The 19,044-nt window shown below is 74.4% G+C and carries 17 protein-coding genes; 5 read left to right on the forward strand and 12 right to left on the reverse strand.

What is annotated here, in order from left to right:
• Positions 1-198: 198 nt before the first annotated feature.
• Positions 199-666, reverse strand: coding sequence for a transcriptional regulator NrdR (gene nrdR, locus BUE43_RS11365; RefSeq protein ID WP_073482650.1), 468 nt, complete (start codon positions 664-666; stop codon positions 199-201).
• 335 nt (positions 667-1,001) lie between these two features.
• On the reverse strand, positions 1,002-1,484 hold the full coding sequence (locus BUE43_RS11370; RefSeq protein ID WP_083959566.1) for a LysM peptidoglycan-binding domain-containing protein: 483 nt from the start codon (positions 1,482-1,484) through the stop codon (positions 1,002-1,004).
• A gap of 411 nt (positions 1,485-1,895) precedes the next feature.
• Between BUE43_RS11370 and lexA the strand changes: the two genes are divergently transcribed.
• The gene (gene lexA / locus BUE43_RS11375; protein ID WP_073481898.1) at positions 1,896-2,633 is read left to right on the forward strand and encodes a transcriptional repressor LexA; all 738 of its coding nucleotides are present in this window, start codon (positions 1,896-1,898) and stop codon (positions 2,631-2,633) included.
• Positions 2,634-2,741: 108 nt separating this feature from the next.
• Here lexA and BUE43_RS11380 read toward each other — a convergent pair whose 3' ends face one another.
• Together BUE43_RS11380 and hflX are read right to left on the reverse strand one after the other, a co-directional pair.
• Entirely contained in the window at positions 2,742-3,842 is a 1,101-nt protein-coding gene (locus tag BUE43_RS11380; protein ID WP_407697113.1) for an SdiA-regulated/phytase-like domain-containing protein, read from the reverse strand.
• Between the two features lie 138 nt (positions 3,843-3,980).
• The gene (gene hflX / locus BUE43_RS11385; protein WP_073481901.1) at positions 3,981-5,432 is read right to left on the reverse strand and encodes a GTPase HflX; all 1,452 of its coding nucleotides are present in this window, start codon (positions 5,430-5,432) and stop codon (positions 3,981-3,983) included.
• A gap of 216 nt (positions 5,433-5,648) precedes the next feature.
• Here hflX and BUE43_RS11390 point away from each other — a divergent pair, with 216 nt between their 5' ends.
• Positions 5,649-6,533 carry an SMP-30/gluconolactonase/LRE family protein gene (locus BUE43_RS11390; RefSeq protein ID WP_073481904.1) on the forward strand — a complete coding sequence of 295 codons (885 nt, stop codon included), beginning with the start codon at positions 5,649-5,651 and terminating at the stop codon, positions 6,531-6,533.
• A gap of 114 nt (positions 6,534-6,647) precedes the next feature.
• Here BUE43_RS11390 and dapF read toward each other — a convergent pair whose 3' ends face one another.
• The 3 genes from dapF to BUE43_RS11405 form a co-directional block, all read right to left on the reverse strand.
• A complete protein-coding gene (dapF, locus tag BUE43_RS11395) occupies positions 6,648-7,487 on the reverse strand; it encodes a diaminopimelate epimerase (RefSeq protein ID WP_073482657.1) in 840 nt (279 codons plus the stop codon).
• A gap of 32 nt (positions 7,488-7,519) precedes the next feature.
• On the reverse strand, positions 7,520-8,428 hold the full coding sequence (gene miaA, locus BUE43_RS11400) for a tRNA (adenosine(37)-N6)-dimethylallyltransferase MiaA (protein ID WP_073481907.1): 909 nt from the start codon (positions 8,426-8,428) through the stop codon (positions 7,520-7,522).
• 75 nt (positions 8,429-8,503) lie between these two features.
• Positions 8,504-9,217 carry a class III extradiol ring-cleavage dioxygenase family protein gene (locus tag BUE43_RS11405; RefSeq protein WP_073481909.1) on the reverse strand — a complete coding sequence of 238 codons (714 nt, stop codon included), beginning with the start codon at positions 9,215-9,217 and terminating at the stop codon, positions 8,504-8,506.
• Between the two features lie 216 nt (positions 9,218-9,433).
• Between BUE43_RS11405 and BUE43_RS11410 the strand changes: the two genes are divergently transcribed.
• Positions 9,434-10,789, forward strand: a complete 1,356-nt coding sequence (locus BUE43_RS11410) for a DUF349 domain-containing protein (protein WP_073481912.1) — start codon at positions 9,434-9,436, stop codon at positions 10,787-10,789.
• Between the two features lie 495 nt (positions 10,790-11,284).
• Here the strand turns inward: BUE43_RS11410 and BUE43_RS11415 are convergent, their stop codons facing one another.
• Together BUE43_RS11415 and miaB are read right to left on the reverse strand one after the other, a co-directional pair.
• Positions 11,285-11,788, reverse strand: a complete 504-nt coding sequence (locus BUE43_RS11415; RefSeq protein WP_073482659.1) for an Rv2732c family membrane protein — start codon at positions 11,786-11,788, stop codon at positions 11,285-11,287.
• Positions 11,785-13,269 (reverse strand): tRNA (N6-isopentenyl adenosine(37)-C2)-methylthiotransferase MiaB, encoded by a 1,485-nt coding sequence (miaB, locus tag BUE43_RS11420; protein WP_073481915.1) that lies wholly within the window; start codon positions 13,267-13,269, stop codon positions 11,785-11,787. The genes BUE43_RS11415 and miaB overlap by 4 nt, the downstream gene beginning before the upstream one ends.
• A 59-nt stretch (positions 13,270-13,328) precedes the next feature.
• Between miaB and BUE43_RS11425 the strand changes: the two genes are divergently transcribed.
• Complete coding sequence (locus BUE43_RS11425) at positions 13,329-14,279, forward strand: TAXI family TRAP transporter solute-binding subunit (protein ID WP_234995661.1); 951 nt, start codon at positions 13,329-13,331, stop codon at positions 14,277-14,279.
• Here the strand turns inward: BUE43_RS11425 and BUE43_RS11430 are convergent.
• From BUE43_RS11430 to BUE43_RS11440, 3 genes are all read right to left on the reverse strand, one after another.
• The gene (locus BUE43_RS11430; protein ID WP_073481917.1) at positions 14,276-15,166 is read right to left on the reverse strand and encodes an endonuclease/exonuclease/phosphatase family protein; all 891 of its coding nucleotides are present in this window, start codon (positions 15,164-15,166) and stop codon (positions 14,276-14,278) included. The genes BUE43_RS11425 and BUE43_RS11430 overlap by 4 nt on opposite strands.
• Before the next feature lie 769 nt (positions 15,167-15,935).
• Positions 15,936-17,351 carry a sensor histidine kinase gene (locus BUE43_RS11435; protein ID WP_073481920.1) on the reverse strand — a complete coding sequence of 472 codons (1,416 nt, stop codon included), beginning with the start codon at positions 17,349-17,351 and terminating at the stop codon, positions 15,936-15,938.
• A gap of 15 nt (positions 17,352-17,366) precedes the next feature.
• The gene (locus BUE43_RS11440) at positions 17,367-18,029 is read right to left on the reverse strand and encodes a response regulator transcription factor (protein ID WP_073481923.1); all 663 of its coding nucleotides are present in this window, start codon (positions 18,027-18,029) and stop codon (positions 17,367-17,369) included.
• A 234-nt stretch (positions 18,030-18,263) separates the two neighbouring features.
• Here BUE43_RS11440 and BUE43_RS11445 point away from each other — a divergent pair, with 234 nt between their 5' ends.
• On the forward strand, positions 18,264-18,992 hold the full coding sequence (locus tag BUE43_RS11445) for an amino acid ABC transporter ATP-binding protein (protein ID WP_200797482.1): 729 nt from the start codon (positions 18,264-18,266) through the stop codon (positions 18,990-18,992).
• Positions 18,993-19,044 lie beyond the last annotated feature (52 nt).

Genomic DNA, 19,044 nt, shown 5'->3' on the forward strand with positions numbered 1-19,044 from the left:
CGGTCTCCCCGTCCGGTGCGGTCCGAACCGCCACTGCTGGAGCGATCTGTCTTCAGCGGTCTGATTCCTGGCAATGTGTCTTCACCGCTGCTCGGCGCACGCCGAACACCGGTTGAGTTCGTGTTCGCGGGCCTCCCGGCCCGCCGCTCGCCCCGCTGGGCGCGCCTGGCGGCCCGACCCGGCCGCCGCGTCTCCCGCCTACGCCGTCGGCGTCTCGGCGGTGCGCACCGATCTGAGGTCCGCGATCTCCTTCTCGAAGTCCTCCACCGAGGAGAAGGACCGGTAGACGCTGGCGAACCGCAGGTAGGCGACCTCGTCCAGGTCCCGCAGCGGGCCCAGGATGGCCAACCCCACCTCGTGGCTCGGGATCTCGGCGCACCCCGTCGCCCGGATCGACTCCTCGACCCGGTGCGCGAGCTGCTGCAACGCGTCCTCGTCCACCGGCCGGCCCTGGCAGGCGCGACGCACGCCGCGCACCACCTTCTCCCGGCTGAACAGCTCGGTCACACCGGAGCGCTTCACCACCGCGAGCACGGCCTCCTCCACCGTGGTGAAGCGTCGGCCGCACTGCGCGCAGGACCGCCGGCGGCGGATGGCCTGACCCTCGTCGACCTCACGGGAGTCCACGACCCGGGAGTCGGAGTTGCGGCAGAACGGGCACCGCATCTTCGTCACCCCTTTCCGCCCCGACCGCCCCGGCGAGCCCACGAAGGGGTGCGTCAGGAACGCGTCACCAGCACGGCCCGTAGACCGTCCGGCACGCTCCGAGACCCAACCTGTGGACTAACTACAGCGGTGTAACCACTAGATGTTGGGGAATCTATGCCTCGGCAGCCCAACGCGCAAATTGGCCTGGACACCCGCGCGTCACCCGTCTGTCCCAGTCCGGACACCCCGCCGGACCCCACTCCGAAGCACCCCTCCAGTGGCCCCGCCAACGCCCCGGGGCCGCGTGGCCGACCCCCGACACACGGCCGCGGAGGCCGCCCGCAGGGGCCCGCTCAGCGGTCCACCGGAACGACGAGCGCCTGTCCGGGGAGCACCGCCACCCCGTCGAGGGGATTCAGCTCACGAATGCGCCGGACGACCGCGTCCGGGTCGTGCCGGGGCGCCACCCGCCGCGCCACGTCCCACACCGACTCCCCGGGAGCGACGTGGACCGTCTCGGTGCCCGTCGGCACGGCGTCACGCCGGTCCGGCCCGCTCACGCCGAGCAGGACGACGGCCAGGCAGGCCGCGCCGACGAGGACCACCAGGGTCCACACGTGTGAGATCGGGCGCACACGACAGGGGGACAGCCGAAGGGAGGGCCGGGCCACCACCGGCTGGGGCCGGCCGGGCGGACGCCGCGTGCCGTCCACCACAGGACGCGCGCGAGGCGGGCCGTACCCGCGGGATGCCACCACCTCGCCCACCAGGACCGGAACCTCGCGACGCCACTCCCCCTGCGACGCCGGCGCCTTCTCCCGCTTACGGACGGCCATCAGCCTCCTTCCGCGCACCGGACCAGCGCGACACTCCGCAAGATCGAACAAGTGTTCGATCGAACTCCCGTGCGACTGTCTACCACCGCCGAAGATCGAACTGAAGCCACCCGGGCGATATCCTTCGAACAGGTGTTTGATCTCCGGGCGGAACCGGGCTAGCGTCGTCCTGTGGCGCACGTGACCGGCGACCCGAACGGGCAGGAGGGCAGCGACGTGGCACCCAGGCGTGACGGGGACGGGCCGACCGCCCACGGAGCCCCTGGAGACAGAGCCCTCGCGGACAGAGCCCCCAGCGCCCCGACAACCAGCGCCCCGACAACCGGCGCCCCCATCGACAGGGCGCCCGGGGCCGGAGCTCCCGGAGGCGGGGTCGACACGGACACCAGCGCCGGCGCCGGTCTTCCCGACGTGGCCGAGGTGCACCCGTTCCCCGAGCCGGCCGACAACTCGGCCAACACCGACGAGCTGACCCCCCGCCAGCGCCGCGTGCTGGAGGTCATCCGCGACCACCTGGAGCGCAACGGCTACCCGCCGAGCGTGCGGGAGATCGGCGAGGCGGTCGGCCTGACCTCCACCTCCTCGGTCGCCCACCAGCTCCGCGCCCTGGAGCGCAAGGGCTACCTGCGCCGCGACCCGCGCCGACCCCGCACCGTCGGCGTGCTCCCGCCGGACGCCGTGCCCGGCGCCGGCGTGTGGGCGCGGCCCGGCGGGCCGTCCACCGCTCCCGCCGAGCCGGGGGAGGCCGCCCCGGCCGCGTCGTCCCCGGCCGTCCAGCCCGCCTACGTCCCGGTGGTCGGCCGCATCGCCGCCGGTGGCCCGATCCTGGCGGAGCAGGCCATCGAGGACGTCTTCCCGCTGCCCAAGGAGATCGTCGGCGAGGGGTCGCTGTTCCTGCTGCGGGTCGTCGGCGACTCGATGGTGGACGCGGCGATCACCGACGGGGACTGGGTGGTGGTCCGGCAGCAGCCGGACGCCGACAGCGGCGACATCGTGGCCGCCATGATCGACGGCGAGGCCACGGTCAAGACCCTGAAGCGCCGGGACGGCCACGTGTGGCTGATGCCGCACAACCCGGCCTACGAACCCATCCTCGGCGACGAGGCCGCGATCCTGGGCCGCGTGGTGGCCGTGCTCCGCCGCCTCTGACGACGCCGGCGCTCGGGCAGCACCGGCTCGGGTAGCACCGGTTCCGACGGCACCAGTTCCGACGGCACCGACTCCGGCGTCGCTGGGCGGCCGGCCCGCCGCCGGAGGTCAGCGAGCCCGGCGTCGCCGGCCGAGCACCACCACGACCAGCGCCACCGCCACCCCGGCCACGCCCAGGGTTGACCAGGGCGTTCCCGACTCCGTGCCCTGTCCGGTGTCCTTCGCGGCGGCGTCCGCCCCGCCGTCCTGCGGGCGCGGTGTCGTGCCCGTGGCCGGAGGAGCGGCCGCACGCGCCACCAGCCCGGTCGCACCGGGGATGGCGCGGATGGGCGCGCTGGAGCCGCCGTCCCCGAACTCACCACCCGCCAACAACGTCCCGTCCGGCTCGAACGCGAGCGCCTCGCCCTGGGGTTCGTCGGGGAGCGGCACCCGCACCGGCTCCCGACCGAGAGCGGCGACCACGTCCCCGTCAGGAGCGCTGAACAGGTACGCGTCGGTGTAGGTGCGGAGCGCGACCACGGTGCCGTCGGCGCTGACCGCTCCCCCGGTCACGAGGACGGACCCGAAACTCCCGGCGGCCGGCGGTCCGCCCTTGGTGTCGGTCGGCCCGAGCCGGACGGTGCCCACCTTCTCCAGCGCCGTCGGGCCGGGCGCCGCCAGCGGCCCCACCGGCCGGTAGATGCCCGACGAGCCGAGGGGCTCCTTCGTCACCAGGTGCGGCACGCCCTTGCGGTCGAGGAGCAGGGCCTCGGCGTCGTGCGCCCGGTCCGGGTAGGTGAGGCGGTGCAGCACGGCCTTGCCGTTCGGCGAGACGGCGTGCAACGCGACGGTTTCCCGCTTCGCCCGGTTGTCCCCCGTGTCGGCCAGCCACAGGGTGCCGTCCGCGGCCCGGGCCATGTCCTCGACGTCGAACGGGTCGATGGGCGCGGTGATCACCCGCCGCACCGCGCACTCCCGGTTGAGCACGAAGACCTGGATCTGGCTCCCGTCGTCGGTGACGGCGTACCAGTTGGCGCCGTCCGACGCGAGCCCCGACACCTCGGCCAGGCGCGGGTCCCGAGTCCGGCAGACCTCACTGACCTGGGGCGACGCCGTGCGCGTGCCCGGCTCGGCCAGCGCGGTCGGCGCCAGTGGCCCGACCGCCAGCCCCACGACCGCGAGGGCGGCGGACAACACCGACAGGAACGGACGAGCTCGGTGGGCAGTCACCCCACCCAGTCTGGCGCAACCAGCCGACCGACGTCGGCGACGCGGAGCCCCCAAGCAGAACGCGAGGGTGGTCGTGGAGGGAGACCCCCACGACCACCCTCGCGCGGGTGATCCGTCGGACCGGGCGCGCCCGGTCCGTCAGCGGGCGCCGGCGGGGACGTCGAACTCCCCGAGCACGCCCGCGAGGTCCGGCCGCACCTTCGCCCGGAGCTGGGTGCCCTCGGCCGTGTGCTCCTCGGCCAGCACCTCGCCCTCGGCGTGCACCCGGGCCACCATGTCGCCCCGGGTGTAGGGGACCAGGACGTCGACCAGCACGTCGGGGTGCGGCAACCGCTCGGCGACGCGCTCGTGCAGCCGCGTGATGCCCACGCCGGTGCGGGCCGAGACGAACACCGCGTCCGGCAGCAGGTGGCGCAGCCGGGCGAGCGCGAGGTCGTCGGCCGCGTCGACCTTGTTCACCACCAGCAGCTCCGGCGGCATCGGCGCGTCGCGCTCCTCGGTGATCTCCGCGAGCACGTCGCGCACCGCGGTGACCTGCCGCTCGGGCGCCGGGTCGGAGCCGTCGACGACGTGCAGCAGCAGGTCGGCGTCGGCCACCTCCTCCAGCGTCGAGCGGAACGCCTCCACGAGCTGGTGCGGCAGGTGCCGCACGAAGCCGACGGTGTCGGTCAGCGTGTACGGCCATCCGTCCGGCGTGGTCGAGCGGCGGGTGGTCGGGTCCAGGGTGGCGAACAGGGCGTCCTCGACCAGCACGCCCGCGCCGGTGATGGCGTTGAGCAGGCTGGACTTGCCGGCGTTGGTGTAGCCGACGATCGCGACGCTGGGCACCGCGTTGGCGGTGCGCCGCCCCCGCTTGGTCTCCCGCACGGTCCGCATCCCGGTCAGCTCGCGACGCAGCTTGGCGATCCGCTTGTGGATGCGCCGCCGGTCGGTCTCCAGCTTCGTCTCACCGGGACCGCGCAGGCCGACGCCGCCGTTGCCGCCGCCGGCCCGGCCGCCGGCCTGCCGGGACATCGCCTCACCCCAGCCGCGCAGCCGCGGCAGCAGGTACTGCAGCTGCGCGAGCTCCACCTGCGCCTTGCCCTCCCGGGACCGGGCGTGCTGGGCGAAGATGTCCAGGATCAGCGCGGTCCGGTCGATGACCTTGACCTTGAGCTGCTCCTCCAGCTGGCGCAGCTGACCGGGCGAGAGCTCGCCGTCGCAGATCACGGTGTCGGCGCCGGAGGCGATCACGACCTCCCGCAGCTCCCTGGCCTTGCCCGCGCCGATGTAGGTGGCCGGGTCCGGCCGGTTGCGGCGCTGGACCAGGCCCTCCAACACCTGCGAGCCGGCGGTCTCGGCGAGCCGGGCGAGCTCGGCCAGCGACGCCTCGGCCTCGGTGCCGTCGCCCTCGGTCCACACACCGACCAGGACGACCCGCTCCAGTCGGAGCTTCCGGTACTCGACCTCGGAGATGTCTGCGAGCTCGGTGGACAGTCCGGAGACGCGGCGCAGGGCCACCCGCTCCGCCAGCTCCAGGTCGCCCGTCGAGGGGACCGCGTCCGGCTCGTCTTCGTGGACCCACAGGGGGTCATGCTTGATATCCGTCATACGCCTTCCATGCTCCCACTCCCGGCTACCCGTTTTCCCAGCTCGGCAACCGGAGGTGGTGGGGAGGCCGGGAGCGGGGCCGAGCGGCCCGACCCGTCGGCCGTCTTCTCGCCCCGTCCAACGTCGCGCGACCCGCGCGTGTTCCGCCGGCGCCGCGCCACCCGGACCGGTTCGGGTGGTACCCGGAGAAGTCCCCGGTCAGTACGGTCGGCGACCATGAGCGACACCGAGGTGCTCCTCGCCGACCTCCGGTTCGGCGAGGCGCCCCGACGGGGACCGGACGGCCGCCTCTACCTGTCCGACTTCTACGACCGGCAGGTGCTCGCCGTCGACCTGACGACCGGCGCCCGCGAGGTGGTGTGCGAGGTGCCCGGCCAGCCGTCGGGGCTGGGCTGGCTGCCGGACGGCCGGATGCTCGTGGTGTCGATGCTCGACCGCACGGTCCTGCGGCTGGAGCCCGACGGCCGGCTGGCGCTCCACGCGGACCTGTCCGGCCTGGCCACCTTCCACACCAACGACATGCTCGTGCACCCGAGCGGGCGCGCCTACGTGGGCAACTTCGGGTTCGACCTGCACGCCCAGCTCACCGAGCACGGCATGGCGGCGCTGGCCGCGCTGGCGGCCGACCCGCCCACGGCGGCGCTCGCCCTGGTCGAGCCGGACGGCGAGGTGCGGGTCGCCGCGAGCGGCCTGCGGTTCCCCAACGGCATGGTGCTGCTCTCCGACGGCACCCTGGTGCTCGCGGAGACCCTCGGGGCGCGCCTGCTCGCCTTCGACGTCGCCGAGGACGGCTCGCTGGGCGCGCGCCGCGTCTGGGCGGACCTGCGCGAGCATCTCGTGGCGCCGGACGGCGTCAGCGTGGACGTCGAGGACCGGGTGTGGGCGGCGGCGGGGATCAGTCCGTCCGCCGTCCGGGTGGGCGCGGGCGGCCACCTCCACGGCCGGGTGACGACGAGTCAGAACTGCTTCGCGGTCGGCCTGGCCGGCCCGGACCGGCGCACCCTGGTGTGCTGCACCGCGCCGTCGTCCCTTCCTGGCGAGGTCGCGGACCGACGGCTCGGCCGGCTGGAGGTCGTCGAGGTGGACGTCCCCGGGGCCTGACGGGTCCCCGGCGCGCCCCTGCCGGCGTCCGCCGCGGTGGTCGGTCGCGGCCGTCAGCGGTCGCGGGCCAGCGACGCGCGAGGTCAGCTATCGGCGGCGGCAGCGGACGCGGCGTCAGCGATCGGCGGCGGCCCACCAGTCGGCGTCCAGCTCGCCCCTGGCCACCAGCACGGCCGGTCCGGTGAGCGTGCTGCCGTCCTCGGTGATCTCCACCTGGACCGTGCCGCCGGGCACGTGCACGGTCCGGCGTCCGGCGCGCTGCCCCTCGGCGTGCAGGGCGGCGGCCACGACGGCGACGGTGCCGGTGCCGCAGGACCGGGTCTCCCCCACGCCCCGCTCGTGCACCCGCATCCGCAGGGTCCCCGCGTCGACGGTGTTGACCAGCTCGACGTTGACCCCCTTCGGGAAGACCGAGGTGTCGTAGGCGGGCTGGGTGGTCAGGTCGAACTCGTCGACCGGGAAGTCGGTGAGGCAGGCGAGGTGCGGGTTGCCGACGTCCACGGCGAAGCCGGGGAAGGACGTGCCGCCCAGGTTGGCGGTGGACCGGCCGGTCACCGTGGCCGGCCCCATGCCGACCGTGACGACGCCGTCGGCGCGCACCCTGGTCGGGCGCGGGCCCGAGCGGGTGCCGACGACGACCTCGCCGGCCTCGGCCAGCCCGGCCGACACCAGGTAGGTGGCGAACACCCGCACGCCGTTGCCGCACATCTCCACCACGGAGCCGTCGGCGTTGCGGTAGTCCATGAACCAGCCCGAAGGGTCCACAGTGGACGGAGCATCCTCCACGTGCGCCGCCCGGACCACGCGGAGCACGCCGTCCGCGCCGAGCCCCCGCCGTCGGTCGCACAGCGCGCGCACCCGCCGGTCGGTCAGCTCCAACACGCCCTCGGGATCGGGCAGCACGACGAAGTCGTTCTCCGTGCCGTGCCCCTTCACGAACTCCACTCCGCGCACGCCGCCAGCGTACGTGCGCCGGGGGCCCGACATCAGAGCAGGGACAGCGCGGCGTCCAACAGGTCGGGACGGGCCGCGTCGAGCCAGGTGATCCGCCGGTCGCGCCGGAACCAGGAGCGCTGCCGCCGCACGAACCGGCGGGTGGCGCGGGCCGTCTCGGACGCGGCGGTGTCCAGGTCGCACTCGCCGTCGAGCGCGGCCAACACCTGCTGGTAGCCCAGCGCCCGGGACGCGGTGCGCCCCTCGCGCAGCCCGACCGCCTCCAGCGCCCGGACCTCCTCGACCAGGCCGGCGGCGAACATGCGGCGCACCCGCTCGTCCACCCGCTCGTCCAGCTCGGCGACGTCCCGGTCCAGCCCGACCAGGACCGTGCCGTACCGGGCGGGCCCCGGGCGCGGCAGCGTCGCGGAGAACGGCCGGCCGGTGATCTCGATGACCTCCAGGGCCCGGACGACGCGCCGGCCGTTGCTGGGCAGGATGGCCGCGGCGGCGGCCGGGTCCGCCGCGGCGAGCCGGGCGTGCAGCGCGGCCGGGCCGACCTCGGTCAGCTCCGCCTCCAGCCGGGCCCGCACCTCGGGGTCGGTGCCGGGGAACTCCAGCTCGTCCAGCACCGCCTGGACGTAGAGGCCGGACCCGCCGACGAGCACCGGCACCCTGCCCCTGGCGAGCAGGTCCTCGACCGTGCGCCGGGTCTGCCGCTGGTAGGCGGCGACCGACGCGGTCTCGGTGACGTCGAGGACGTCCAGCAGGTGGTGCGGCACGCCGCGCCGCTCGTCGACCGCCAGCTTGGCGGTGCCGATGTCCATGCCCCGGTAGAGCTGCATGGCGTCGGCGTTGACCACCTCGCCACCCAGTCGGATCGCCAGGTCCACGCCGAGGTCGGACTTGCCGGTGGCGGTGGGGCCGATGACGGCGACGGGACGGAGCGGGCGGGTCGTCACGACGGGCCAGGGTACGGGTGGCCTCCAGAGATGCCACCGCCGCGGGCCGCCGCGGTGCTCACCCGCCGCCGCCGCTCAGTCCTCCGGGTCCCACACGGCGACGTGGTAGCCGACGCCGAGCGGCGCGTCCGAGTACAGCAGCTCACCCCGCCAGCGCCGGCCGTCGGCCAGCACCGCCCCGGCCAGCACCTGCCAGGCGGCCCGACCGCCGACGACCAGCTCGTCGGCCGTCGCGACGTCCAACGCCAGCAGGGCGGGGGCGTCCGCCGCCGCCAGCGCGTCCCGCACCCGTCCGTCGAACTCGGGCGCGCGGGAGTCCGGCCGGCCGGGCGCCCGGTCCGGGTGGCGGGCCGACCCGTCGCCCAGGACGAGCAGGCCGACCGGCTCGGGACGCGCGGCCAGGTCCGCGCCCAGCCGGCGGCACTCGTCGACCGACAGGTCGGGCGGGACCAGCTCGACGCGCACCGACCCGGCGTCCACCCGACCGCGCAGCCAGCCGGCGACGAGGGCGGGCAGCGGCAGTTCCGGGTCGACGTCGCCGGCCTCGGGGCCGAGCGCGACCGGCACGTCCACCCCGAACCCGCGGAACGTGCCGCGCGTGGTCGGCCCGACCGCCACCGGCCCGGCCAGGTCGGCCGCCACGGCCACCCAGTCGCGTGACCGCGCGGCCAGCCGGCGCGCGGCCGCCAGACAGGCGGCGCGGACCGGCTCGGTCCGGTCGGCCGCGCCCGCGACCAGTTCGGGCACCAACAACGGCGGGTGCGGCAGCGCCGCGGCTCCGACGATCACTCGGGCAGGCTAGCCGGCGACCGCCGGGGGCCGCCGCCGCGAGATCGGACCCGGAATCGGGATCGGAGTACCGGGGCGCGCTGTGACCTGTTTGAATGCGCGCACGGGGACAACTCGGGCAGACGGCGCCCACGGTGTCCCCGGTGGCGCAGGCCCCGCGGCGCGGGGCGCCCGCGACGCGCGGGCACGAGGTGGGCAGGCGAGGAGGAAGCCGGCATGACCGAGCACGGAACGACCCCGGAGACCACGGCCCCGGAGACCACGGACCGGGACGGTGGCGTTCAGCAGGCTGGGGAGCAGCGGTCTCCGGCGCAAGGGGACACCGCGCAGCCGGCGCCCCACGTGCCGGTCGCGTCCGACAACCCCGGACGCTGGGGTCGGGTGGACGCCGACGGCACCGTGTACGTGCGGACCGCGGAGGGCGAGCGGGCCGTGGGCTCGTGGCAGGCCGGCGAGCCGGCCGAGGGCCTGGCGCACTACGCGCGCCGGTTCGACGACATCCGCACCGAGGCCGAACTGCTGCAGGCGCGGCTCGCCTCGGGGGCCGGCGACCCGAAGCAGGCGCTGAACAGCGCCAAGCACCTGCGGGACAGCCTGGCCGACGCGTCGGTGGTCGGCGACCTGGTCACCCTGGCCGCCAAGGCCGACTACCTGGTGATCAGGGCCGAGGAGGCGGTCGAGGCCGCCAAGGTCGCCCGCGACCACGCCCGCGCCGAGGCGGTGGCCCGCAAGCAGGCACTGGTCGAGGAGGCCGAGCGGATCGCCGCCGAGGCCACCCAGTGGAAGGCGGCCGGCGACCGGCTGCGCGGGATGCTGGACGAGTGGAAGGCGGTCCGCGGCGTCGACCGCAAGACCGACGAGCAGCTCTGGAAGCGCTTCTCCCGGGCCAGGGACGCGTTCAACCGGCGGCGGGGCTCGCACTTCGCCGAGCTGGACCGGCAGCGGCTCGCGGCGCGGGCCCGCAAGCAGGAGATCGTCGCCGAGGCCGAGGAGCTGGCCGAGTCCTCCGAGTGGGGGCCCACCGCGGGCCGCTACAAGGAGCTGATGGTGGAGTGGAAGGCCGCGGGGCGGGCGCCGAAGGACGCCGACGACGCCCTGTGGCAGCAGTTCCGGGCGGCCCAGGACCGGTTCTTCGCCCGCCGGTCCGAGGCGTTCAGCGAGCGGGACGCGGAGTTCTCCGAGAACGCCAAGCTCAAGGAGGAGCTGCTCGCCGAGGCCGAGCACATCGACCCGAGGACGGACCTGGAGGCGGCCAGGGCGCACCTGTACCGCGTCCAGGAGCGGTGGGAGCAGATCGGCCGGGTGCCCAGGGAGCGGATCCGCGAGCTGGAGGGCCGGCTGCGCGCGGTCGAGGAGAAGGTGCGGTCCGCGGTGGACGCCCACTGGCGGCGCACCGACCCGGAGGCCGAGGCCAGGGTCGCCCAGTTCCGGGAGCGGGTCGAGCAGTTCGAGTCGCAGGCGGCCAAGGCCCGCGCGGCCGGCGACCGGCGCCGCGCCGAGCAGGCCGAGGCCCAGGCCGCGCAGTGGCGGGAGTGGCTGGCCGCAGCGGAGGCCGCCGTCAGCAGCCGCTGACCGACGACACCACGGGGGCCCGGGACCGCGCTGCGGTCCCGGGCCCCCGTCTTGAGTTCGTCCGGTCGATCCTCCCCCAGGGCCGCAAGCCTTCCCGGGCCCGGAAACACCGCCTTCTTCTTCCCTACAAGGGATCTACCCCAGGGGTGAACCCCCCATTTCCAGAGTTCCGGCCGGCACCGACAAAAAGTCCACCGGCGAGGACAACAGGGGGCAGAAGAACCAGATCAGGTGAATCCGCACTCCCGCGCGAGCCATGCGAGGCCCACTCCCCTCACGACCTGCGAAAATTAGGCCGCACCCGCACTACAGACTTTGCTAGGGGGATCCCCCCATTTCCAGTGTCCCCGACTGGGTCTGACACTTTTTCCGGCCGGAGCGGGCACCTGAGCCGAAAAACACGCAATCAGGTGAATTCACGCGGCGGAGCGGCCCCGAATGCCGACGGACCCGGCCACGAGATCGTGACCGGGTCCGTCGGGCGGTTCGAGGGGGTCAGCCGGTGGGGCGGGACGAGGCGATGCGGAACCACTGGATCGTCAGCAGGAACACCGCGGCCACCGCGACGATCAGGCCGGCGCCCGGTCCGGGGCCCGGGTCGTGGATCCGCCCGGTCTGCTGCGTCCACACCGAGAGCGCGCCGAGCACCGTCGAGAACGCGCAGCCCCACGCGCTGGCCCAGGCCAGCGCCCAGCGGCGCGTCGCGAGCGTGAGCACGGAGAGCAGTCCGCCGAGCAGGAAGACCGCCCCGGAGAACAACACGGGCACCAGGTGGACGCGCTGGCCCGGCGCGGCCTGGCCGAGCAGCACCTGCCAGCCGGTGGTGTCACCGACCCAGGGCAGGATCGCGGCGACGAGCAGCGCGACCACGCACACCGTCACCAGCATCGCCTTCGCGCCCGGCTCGATCCGGCGCAGCACGCCGTGCTCGACGGCGTCGATCTCGGCGCGGAGCCGGGCCAGGTCGGTCGGCTCCCCGGGGCTGGACGCGTGGCTCATCGGACCGAACACCCACCTGTCGGCGCTGGTTGGGCCGCGGGCGGCCCGAACGAGGGCAGTCCGAGGGTGACGCCGGACGTCTTCGGCCGCACCCCCGCCTCCCAGTTGTCACCCGCCCGCGTGCGGCGGTGGTCGAGGAGCGGGCCGTCGGCGACCAGGTGGTGCGGCGCGCCGTAGGTCACCACGGTGCGCACCACGTCGCCGGGGCGCACCTCGCCGGACAGGGCGTCGCCCACCGGCGTGAAGTGCACCAGCCGGCCGTCCCGCGCCCGGCCGCTCATCCGGTGGGTCTCGGCGTCCTTGCGGCCCTCGCCCTCGGCCACCAGCACCTCCACCGTCCGCCCGACCAGCTCCCGGTTCAGCTCCCAGGCGATCTCGTCCTGGAGGGCGACCAGCCGCTCGTAGCGCTCCTGGACGACCTCCTTCGGCACCTGCTGGTCCATGTCGGCGGCCGGGGTGCCGGGGCGCTTGGAGTACTGGAACGTGAACGCGCTGGAGAACCGCGCGGCGCGCACGACGTCCAGGGTGCCCTGGAAGTCCTCCTCGGTCTCGCCGGGGAAGCCCACGATGATGTCGGTGGTGATGGCCGCGTCCGGCATCGCGGCGCGCACCCTGTCGATGATCGACAGGTAGCGGTCGGAGCGGTAGGAGCGGCGCATGACCCGCAGGAGCCGGTCGGAGCCGGACTGCAGCGGCATGTGGAGCTGGTGGCAGACGTTGGGGGTCTCCGCCATCGCGGCGATCACGTCGTCGGTGAAGTCGCGGGGGTGCGGCGAGGTGAAGCGGACCCGCTCCAGCCCGTCGACGTCGCCGCAGGCCCGCAGGAGCTTGCCGAAGGCGTACCGGTCGCCGAACTCCACGCCGTAGGAGTTGACGTTCTGGCCGAGCAGCGTCACCTCCAGCACGCCCTCGTCGACCAGCGCCCGCACCTCGGAGAGCACGTCGCCCGGCCGGCGGTCCTTCTCCCGGCCGCGCAGCGACGGCACGATGCAGAAGGTGCAGCTGTTGTTGCACCCGACGGAGATCGACACCCAGCCGGCGTAGGAGGACTCGCGGCGGGCGGGGAGCGTGGACGGGAAGACCTCCAGCGACTCCAGGATCTCGACCTGCGCCTCGGCGTTGTGCCGGGCGCGCTCCAGCAGCACCGGCAGCGAGCCGATGTTGTGCGTGCCGAACACCACGTCCACCCACGGCGCGCGCCTGACGATCTCGCCGCGGTCCTTCTGCGCGAGGCAGCCGCCCACGGCGATCTGCATGCCCGGGTGGTCCTTCTTCACCGGGCGGAGGTGGCCGAGGTTGCCGTAGAGGCGGTTGTCGGCGTTCTCCCTGACCGCGCAGGTGTTGAAGACCACGACGTCCGGCGTGTTCTCCTCGTCGGTCGCGCGGACGTAGCCGGCGTCCTCAAGCAGCCCGGCCAGCCGCTCCGAGTCGTGCACGTTCATCTGACACCCGTAGGTGCGAATCTGGTAGGTCCGGGACACTCCTCAACCCCTTCTTCCCGACCTCCCAGGGTACGGCGCGGGGCGGGCACAATGCCCTGGTGCCCCCGATCCCGCGGCGAACCGCGCTGGCCGCGCTGGCCGGATTGGCCGGGTTGGGCGGCCTGCCGCTGCTCGCGGCGGGCTGCACCGGCTCCCGCCCGCCGGCGAGCCGCCTGACCATCGGCACCGGCAGCGCCGACGGCGTCTACTACGCGCTGGGCCAGGCGCTGGCCGGCACGTGGGCCGAGCAGTTGGGCGTCCGCTCCGAGGTGCGCACGACCGCCGGCTCGGTGGCCAACATCGAGCTGCTGCGCAACCGGAGCGTGGACGTGGTGTTCAGCCAGGTCGACGCGGCGGCCGAGCCCACACCCGACCCGCCGCTGTGCGCGCTCGCGCGGATGCACGACGACTTCATGCACGTGGTCGTGCGCCGCGACACGAACGTCACCACGCTGTCCGGGCTGCGGGGCATGCGGCTGTCGATGGGCGCGGAGCGCTCGGGCGTGCAGATGATCGCGCGCCGGCTGCTCGCGGAGGCCGAGCTGGACCCCGACCGGGACCTGCCGATCGAGCGGCTGAGCATCGACGAGTCGGTGCGGGAGATGCTGGCCGGCCGGATCGACGGGTTCTTCTGGTCGGGCGGGCTGCCGACGCTGGGGGTGCGGCGGCTGGCCGAGGCGATGCCGGTCCGGCTGCTGGACCTGAGGGAGGTGCTGCCCGGGCTGCGCCGGCAGTACCGCGTGTACGACCAGGGGACCATCCCCGCGTCGACCTACCGGCGCGGCGAGCCGGTGACCGCGCTGGTGGTGCGCAACCTCCTGCTGGTGCGGGCGGACATGCCGGACGATCTCGCCGAGGCGCTGACCAGGGGGTTGTTCGCCTCGCTCGGCGGGCTGGCCAGGGCCAACGCGGCGGCCGCGACGATCGGGGTGCGGGCGGCCATCGGCACCGCCCCGCTGCCGCTGCACCCCGGCGCCGAGCGCTACTACCGCGACGTGAAGAAGCACTAGGACGTGGGGCCTCGGAGCGCGAACCGGGCGGTGGCCGCCCGGTGGTCGCTGCCGTCGGTGCGGACCACGTCGGCGTCGACGGCGGTGAGGCCCCGGAACAGCACGTGGTCGGGGCGGGTGACCGGGAACGCGGCCGGCCAGGTGAACCCGAGTCCGGTGCCCGCCTCGCGCTGGGCGTCGCGCAGGGCGTCGGTCAGGCTGCCCATCCGGCGGTCGGTGCTGGCGGTGTTGAGGTCGCCGAGCACGAGCAGGCGCGGCCCCTCCGCGCGGACGGCCTCGGCGAGGCCGGCGAGGCTGCGGTCCCGGTCGGTGGTCGCGCCGGGTCGGGCCGAGCCGAGGTGCGCCACCAGGACGACGACGTCGCCACCCGGTGTCGCGACCCGGGCGCGCAGGGCGCGCGGCCAGCCGAGGCCGAGGTCCAGCGGGCGGTGGTCCCGGATGGGATGCCGGCTCCACAGCCCGACCGTGCCGACGACGACGTGGTGCGGGTACGCCTCGTCCAGGGCGGTCGCCGCGGACCGGTTCGCCATCTCCTGCACGGCCACGAGGTCGGCGCCCCGGTCGGCCAGCTCGGCGAGCGTGCGCCGCGGGTCGGGGTTGCCGGCGTAGAGGTTCTGGGTGATCACGCTCAGGTCGCCGGGGCCGGAGGCCGCGCCGGGCAGGAACGCGGTGCCGAACATCACGGTCCAGACGAGGACGGGCGCCACCAGCGCGAGGAGCCCGCGGCGCGCCCGCGTCACGAGCGCGACGACGGCGAGCACCGGGAGGAGCAACCCGAGCCAGGGCAGGCCGCTGTCGAGCAGCACGGCGACGCCGCCGGCGTCCGGGACCAGTCGGTGGCCGGCCAGCGCCGCGGCGACCGCCAGCGCGGCCAGCGTGAGAAGCACGTCACGTCCATGCCAGGGGCCGAGGCGTCGGCGCCGTCTCGGTCGCCGGGTGTTCGTGTCCGTGTTCGTGTCCGCTCGCGCGTGTTGGGCGGGCCGCAGGGGCTGGGTGTCGAGCGCACCGAGCTCCCGCATGTCGTTCACAGCCAGTCGGGGCGCAGGCGTCCGGACCTGCCGCCCCTGACCATCGGCCTCGCTCCTTGTGCTCCAAGTGCCATGGCAGCCACCGTGCACCAGGAAGCTGAGAGCAGGATGAGAACCGGCTGGTCGTAGATCGCCTGGTCCTGCGGGTGCCGGCGGTGACGGCGGTGACGGCGCCAGAGCCTGGTGGAGATCGAGGCGCCCTTCGCGCAGGGACCTGCCGGGCTCAGGACCGGGGCCTGGCGACCGTTTGCCAGGTCGCCGACACGCACGGCGGTCGTGGTGATCTCCGAGAACGCACTGGGTGTCGGAACGCTGGTTTGACTCCGCTTTCCCCGACAACACGAGGTTTGCGTCGTCGCGCGGCAGTCACCGTCGTACTGCCGCTGGCTGTTCGGCTCTCCCCGCGAGGCTTTGTCCTCTTGGGGCAGTTGAACTCAGCCCACTGCCAACACCCACTCGATGGAGTGCTTTCCCTGCGGCGTCGACAAATCTCCGGGAAATCTGTCAGTCCGCCCTGAAACACTGGAAGTGGGGGTTCCCCCAATACATAGGAGGTGTCGCGCGCGAGGCGTCCGTCCGCCCGCACGAGCGCGCTGAGACTCGGAGCCAACGGCCGCGTCACCAAAGATCAACGCACCCGCTCGGGGAGGCGGAGCACGACCCGCAGGCCGCCAGGCCCGTCCGGATCGTCGGGGCCCGGCAGCTCCAGCCGGAGCCCGCCGCCCGCGCGCTCCACGAGCGTGCGCACGATCGCCAGGCCCAGCCCCGAACCGGGCACGTTCTGGTGCGCGGGCGAGCGCCAGAACCGGTCGGTCGCCCGCGCCAGCTCGTCCGCGGTCAGCCCCGGGCCGTGGTCCCGCACCGCCAGCTCGACACCGTCCTCCGTCCGCCGGGTCGAGACGACCACCTCGCTGCCCTCGCGCGTGAACTTCACCGCGTTGTCCAGCACCGCGTCCAACACGGTGTCCAGCACCCCGGCGGGGGCGAGCGCCACCAGGCCGAGCTCCCCGGCCCGCCGGAACCGGACCGCCCGCACCTCGGCCAGCGTCTGCCAGGACTCCAGCCGGTCGGCGACCACCGCGTCGACGTCGACCGGCTCCACGTCGCGGCCCGCGGCCTCGGCACGCGCCAGCGCCAGCAGGTCGTCGAGCACGGTGGCCAGCCGCTCGACCTCCTCCGTGGCGCCCACGTAGTGCGGCTCGGCCTCGGCGTCCACGTGCCCGTCGAGGTTGTGCAGCCGCAGCCGCAACGCGGTGAGCGGGTTGCGGAGCTGGTGCGAGGCGTCGGCGACGAACGCGCGTTGCGCCGCCATGGCGTCGGCGACCGAGGCGGCCATCCGGTCGAAGGCCCTGGTGAGCCGGCGCAGTTCGACCGGCCCCGACGACGCGCCGACCGGCTCGGCCGGGCGCCCCCTGGCCACGCTCTCGGCGACGCGGTGCGTGGCGGCGTCCAACCGCTGCACGGGCCGCAGCAGCCACCGCACGACGGGCACCGCGAACGAGGTCGCCGCCGCCGCGAGGACGAGCAGCCCGGCCGCGAGCAGCACCAGCCAGATCACCAGGACCCGCTGCCGCAGGGAGCTGGTCGACGAGATGGTGACCGCCGCGCCGCTGGGCCGGCTGCCGACCACGATCGGCTCGGCCACCACCATGGGCCGCTCGTCCCACGGCAGGAACAGCCCGTAGGGCTCGGACGGCCGCCCGGCCAGCGCCACGTCGATCCGCTCCCGCAGGCCCTCCTGGTTCGGGTCGAACCCCTCCCCCGAGGCCACCAGCAGCTTGCGGTCGGCGTCCACCACCGCCGCGACCACGCCGTAGAGCTGCTGGTAGCGCTGCAGCTCCGCGCGCAGCCCCGCGGTCACCTCGTCGCTGCCCTCGACCAGCGGTTGCTGCGCGATCGCGGCGAAGCGCAGCGTGTCGCCCTGCCGGTCCAGGAACAGCTCCTGCTGGGCCGCGCCGGCGATGCTGCCGGCCAACGGGACCCCCAGACCGACCAGCACCAACGCCAACAGGGTCAGCACGATCGCGAGCAGCCGGCTGCGCACCCGCGCCTCCCCCGGTCAGTCCAGCGCCAGGCGGTAGCCGACGCCCCGGACGGTCTGCACGAGCTGGGGGCGGCCGAGCTTGGTCCGCAGCGTCGCCACGTGCACGTCGAGCGTGCGGTTCGCCCCCGGCCAGGTCTTGCCCCACACCTCGGCGATGATCCGCTCCCGGCTGCACACCGCGCCCCTGGCCGCGGCCAGGATCGCCAGCACCTGGAACTCCTTGCGGGACAGCACGACGGCCGCGCCGGCCACCGTCACCTCGTGCCGTTCGAGCTGGACCTCGACGTCGCCCACCCGGACCGGGCCGACCGGCTCGGCGTCGACCGCCCGCCGCCGCCGGCTGACCGCGTGCACGCGGGCCACCAGCTCCCCCACGTCGTACGGCTTGACCAGGTAGTCGTCCGCGCCGGAGTGCAGGCCCAGGATGCGGTCGTCCACCTCGCCCCTGGCCGACACCACGATCACCGGGACGTCGCTGACCACCCGGATGCGCCGGCAGACCTCCAGGCCGTCCAGGTCGGGCAGGCCCAGGTCCAGCAGCACCACGTCGACGTCGGCCAGGTTGTCCAGCGCGGCCCGCCCAGAGCCCACCCACCGCACCGCCATGCCCTGCCTGGCCAGGGCGGGCTGCAGCGCCTCGGCCACGCGGTGGTCGTCCTCGACCAACAGCACCCGCAAGGGACCCCCTCCCGAACGAAGCGCGACCCCCGCGACCAGCGCGGACGCCGTGCGACGCCGGCTGGCCGAACGATCGGGGGACGCGGCTGTGACCCAGTTGAAACCCTAAGTCTTGCTCAAGTCGCCTGGACTGTTGTGTCCGACGCCACCTAACGTCCCCGCGACATTCCACCCGATGACTCCGCCGCCCTCGCAGGGAGGATCTCGATGACCGCAGCCGCCGCGGCCACCCCCATGATCAGGATGTCGGGGGTGGACAAGTTCTTCGGGCCGCTGCACGTGCTCAGGAACATCGACCTCGAGGTGCCGAAGGGCCAGGTCGTCGTGGTCCTCGGGCCATCGGGCTCGGGCAAGTCGACGCTGTGCCGGACCATCAACCGGCTGGAGCCGATCGACAAGGGCACGATCGAGGTCGACGGCCAGCCGCTGCCCGCCGAGGGCCGCGCGCTCGCCAAGCTGCGCGCCGAGGTCGGCATGGTGTTCCAGCAGTTCAACCTGTTCGCGCACAAGACGATCGTCGAGAACGTCATGCTCGCCCCGGTGCGGGTGCGCGGCGTGGGCAAGGACGAGGCCCGGCGCACCGCGCTGGAGCTGCTGGAGCGGGTCGGCATCGCGACCCAGGCCGACAAGTACCCGGCGCAGCTGTCCGGCGGACAGCAGCAGCGGGCGGCCATCGCCCGCGCGCTGGCCATGCGGCCGAAGGTGATGCTCTTCGACGAGCCGACCTCCGCCCTGGACCCGGAGATGGTCCAGGAGGTGCTGGACGTGATGACCACGCTGGCCGCGGAGGGCATGACGATGCTCGTCGTCACCCACGAGATGGGCTTCGCCCGCAAGGCCGCCGACCGCGTGCTCTTCATGGCGGACGGCGAGGTGGTCGAGGACGCCACCCCGGAGGAGTTCTTCGGCGCGCCGAAGTCGGCGCGGGCCAGGGACTTCCTCGGCAAGATCCTCACCCACTAGGTCCACCCACCAGGGACCCGGACGGGGCGTGCGCGCCCCGGTGTCGAACGAT

This window comes from Streptoalloteichus hindustanus (assembly GCF_900129375.1).
GTDB lineage: Bacteria > Actinomycetota > Actinomycetes > Mycobacteriales > Pseudonocardiaceae > Streptoalloteichus > Streptoalloteichus hindustanus.

Bases quoted from the DNA above. Each gene is read 5' to 3' on its own strand.
- nrdR (WP_073482650.1), bottom strand. From the start codon at position 666: ATGCGGTGCCCGTTCTGCCGCAACTCCGACTCCCGGGTCGTGGACTCC.
- BUE43_RS11410 (WP_073481912.1), top strand. From the start codon at position 9,434: ATGACCGAGCACGGAACGACCCCGGAGACCACGGCCCCGGAGACCACG.
- BUE43_RS11415 (WP_073482659.1), bottom strand. From the start codon at position 11,788: ATGAGCCACGCGTCCAGCCCCGGGGAGCCGACCGACCTGGCCCGGCTC.
- BUE43_RS11370 (WP_083959566.1), bottom strand. From the start codon at position 1,484: ATGGCCGTCCGTAAGCGGGAGAAGGCGCCGGCGTCGCAGGGGGAGTGG.
- hflX (WP_073481901.1), bottom strand. From the start codon at position 5,432: ATGACGGATATCAAGCATGACCCCCTGTGGGTCCACGAAGACGAGCCG.
- BUE43_RS11445 (WP_200797482.1), top strand. From the start codon at position 18,264: ATGATCAGGATGTCGGGGGTGGACAAGTTCTTCGGGCCGCTGCACGTG.
- BUE43_RS11390 (WP_073481904.1), top strand. From the start codon at position 5,649: ATGAGCGACACCGAGGTGCTCCTCGCCGACCTCCGGTTCGGCGAGGCG.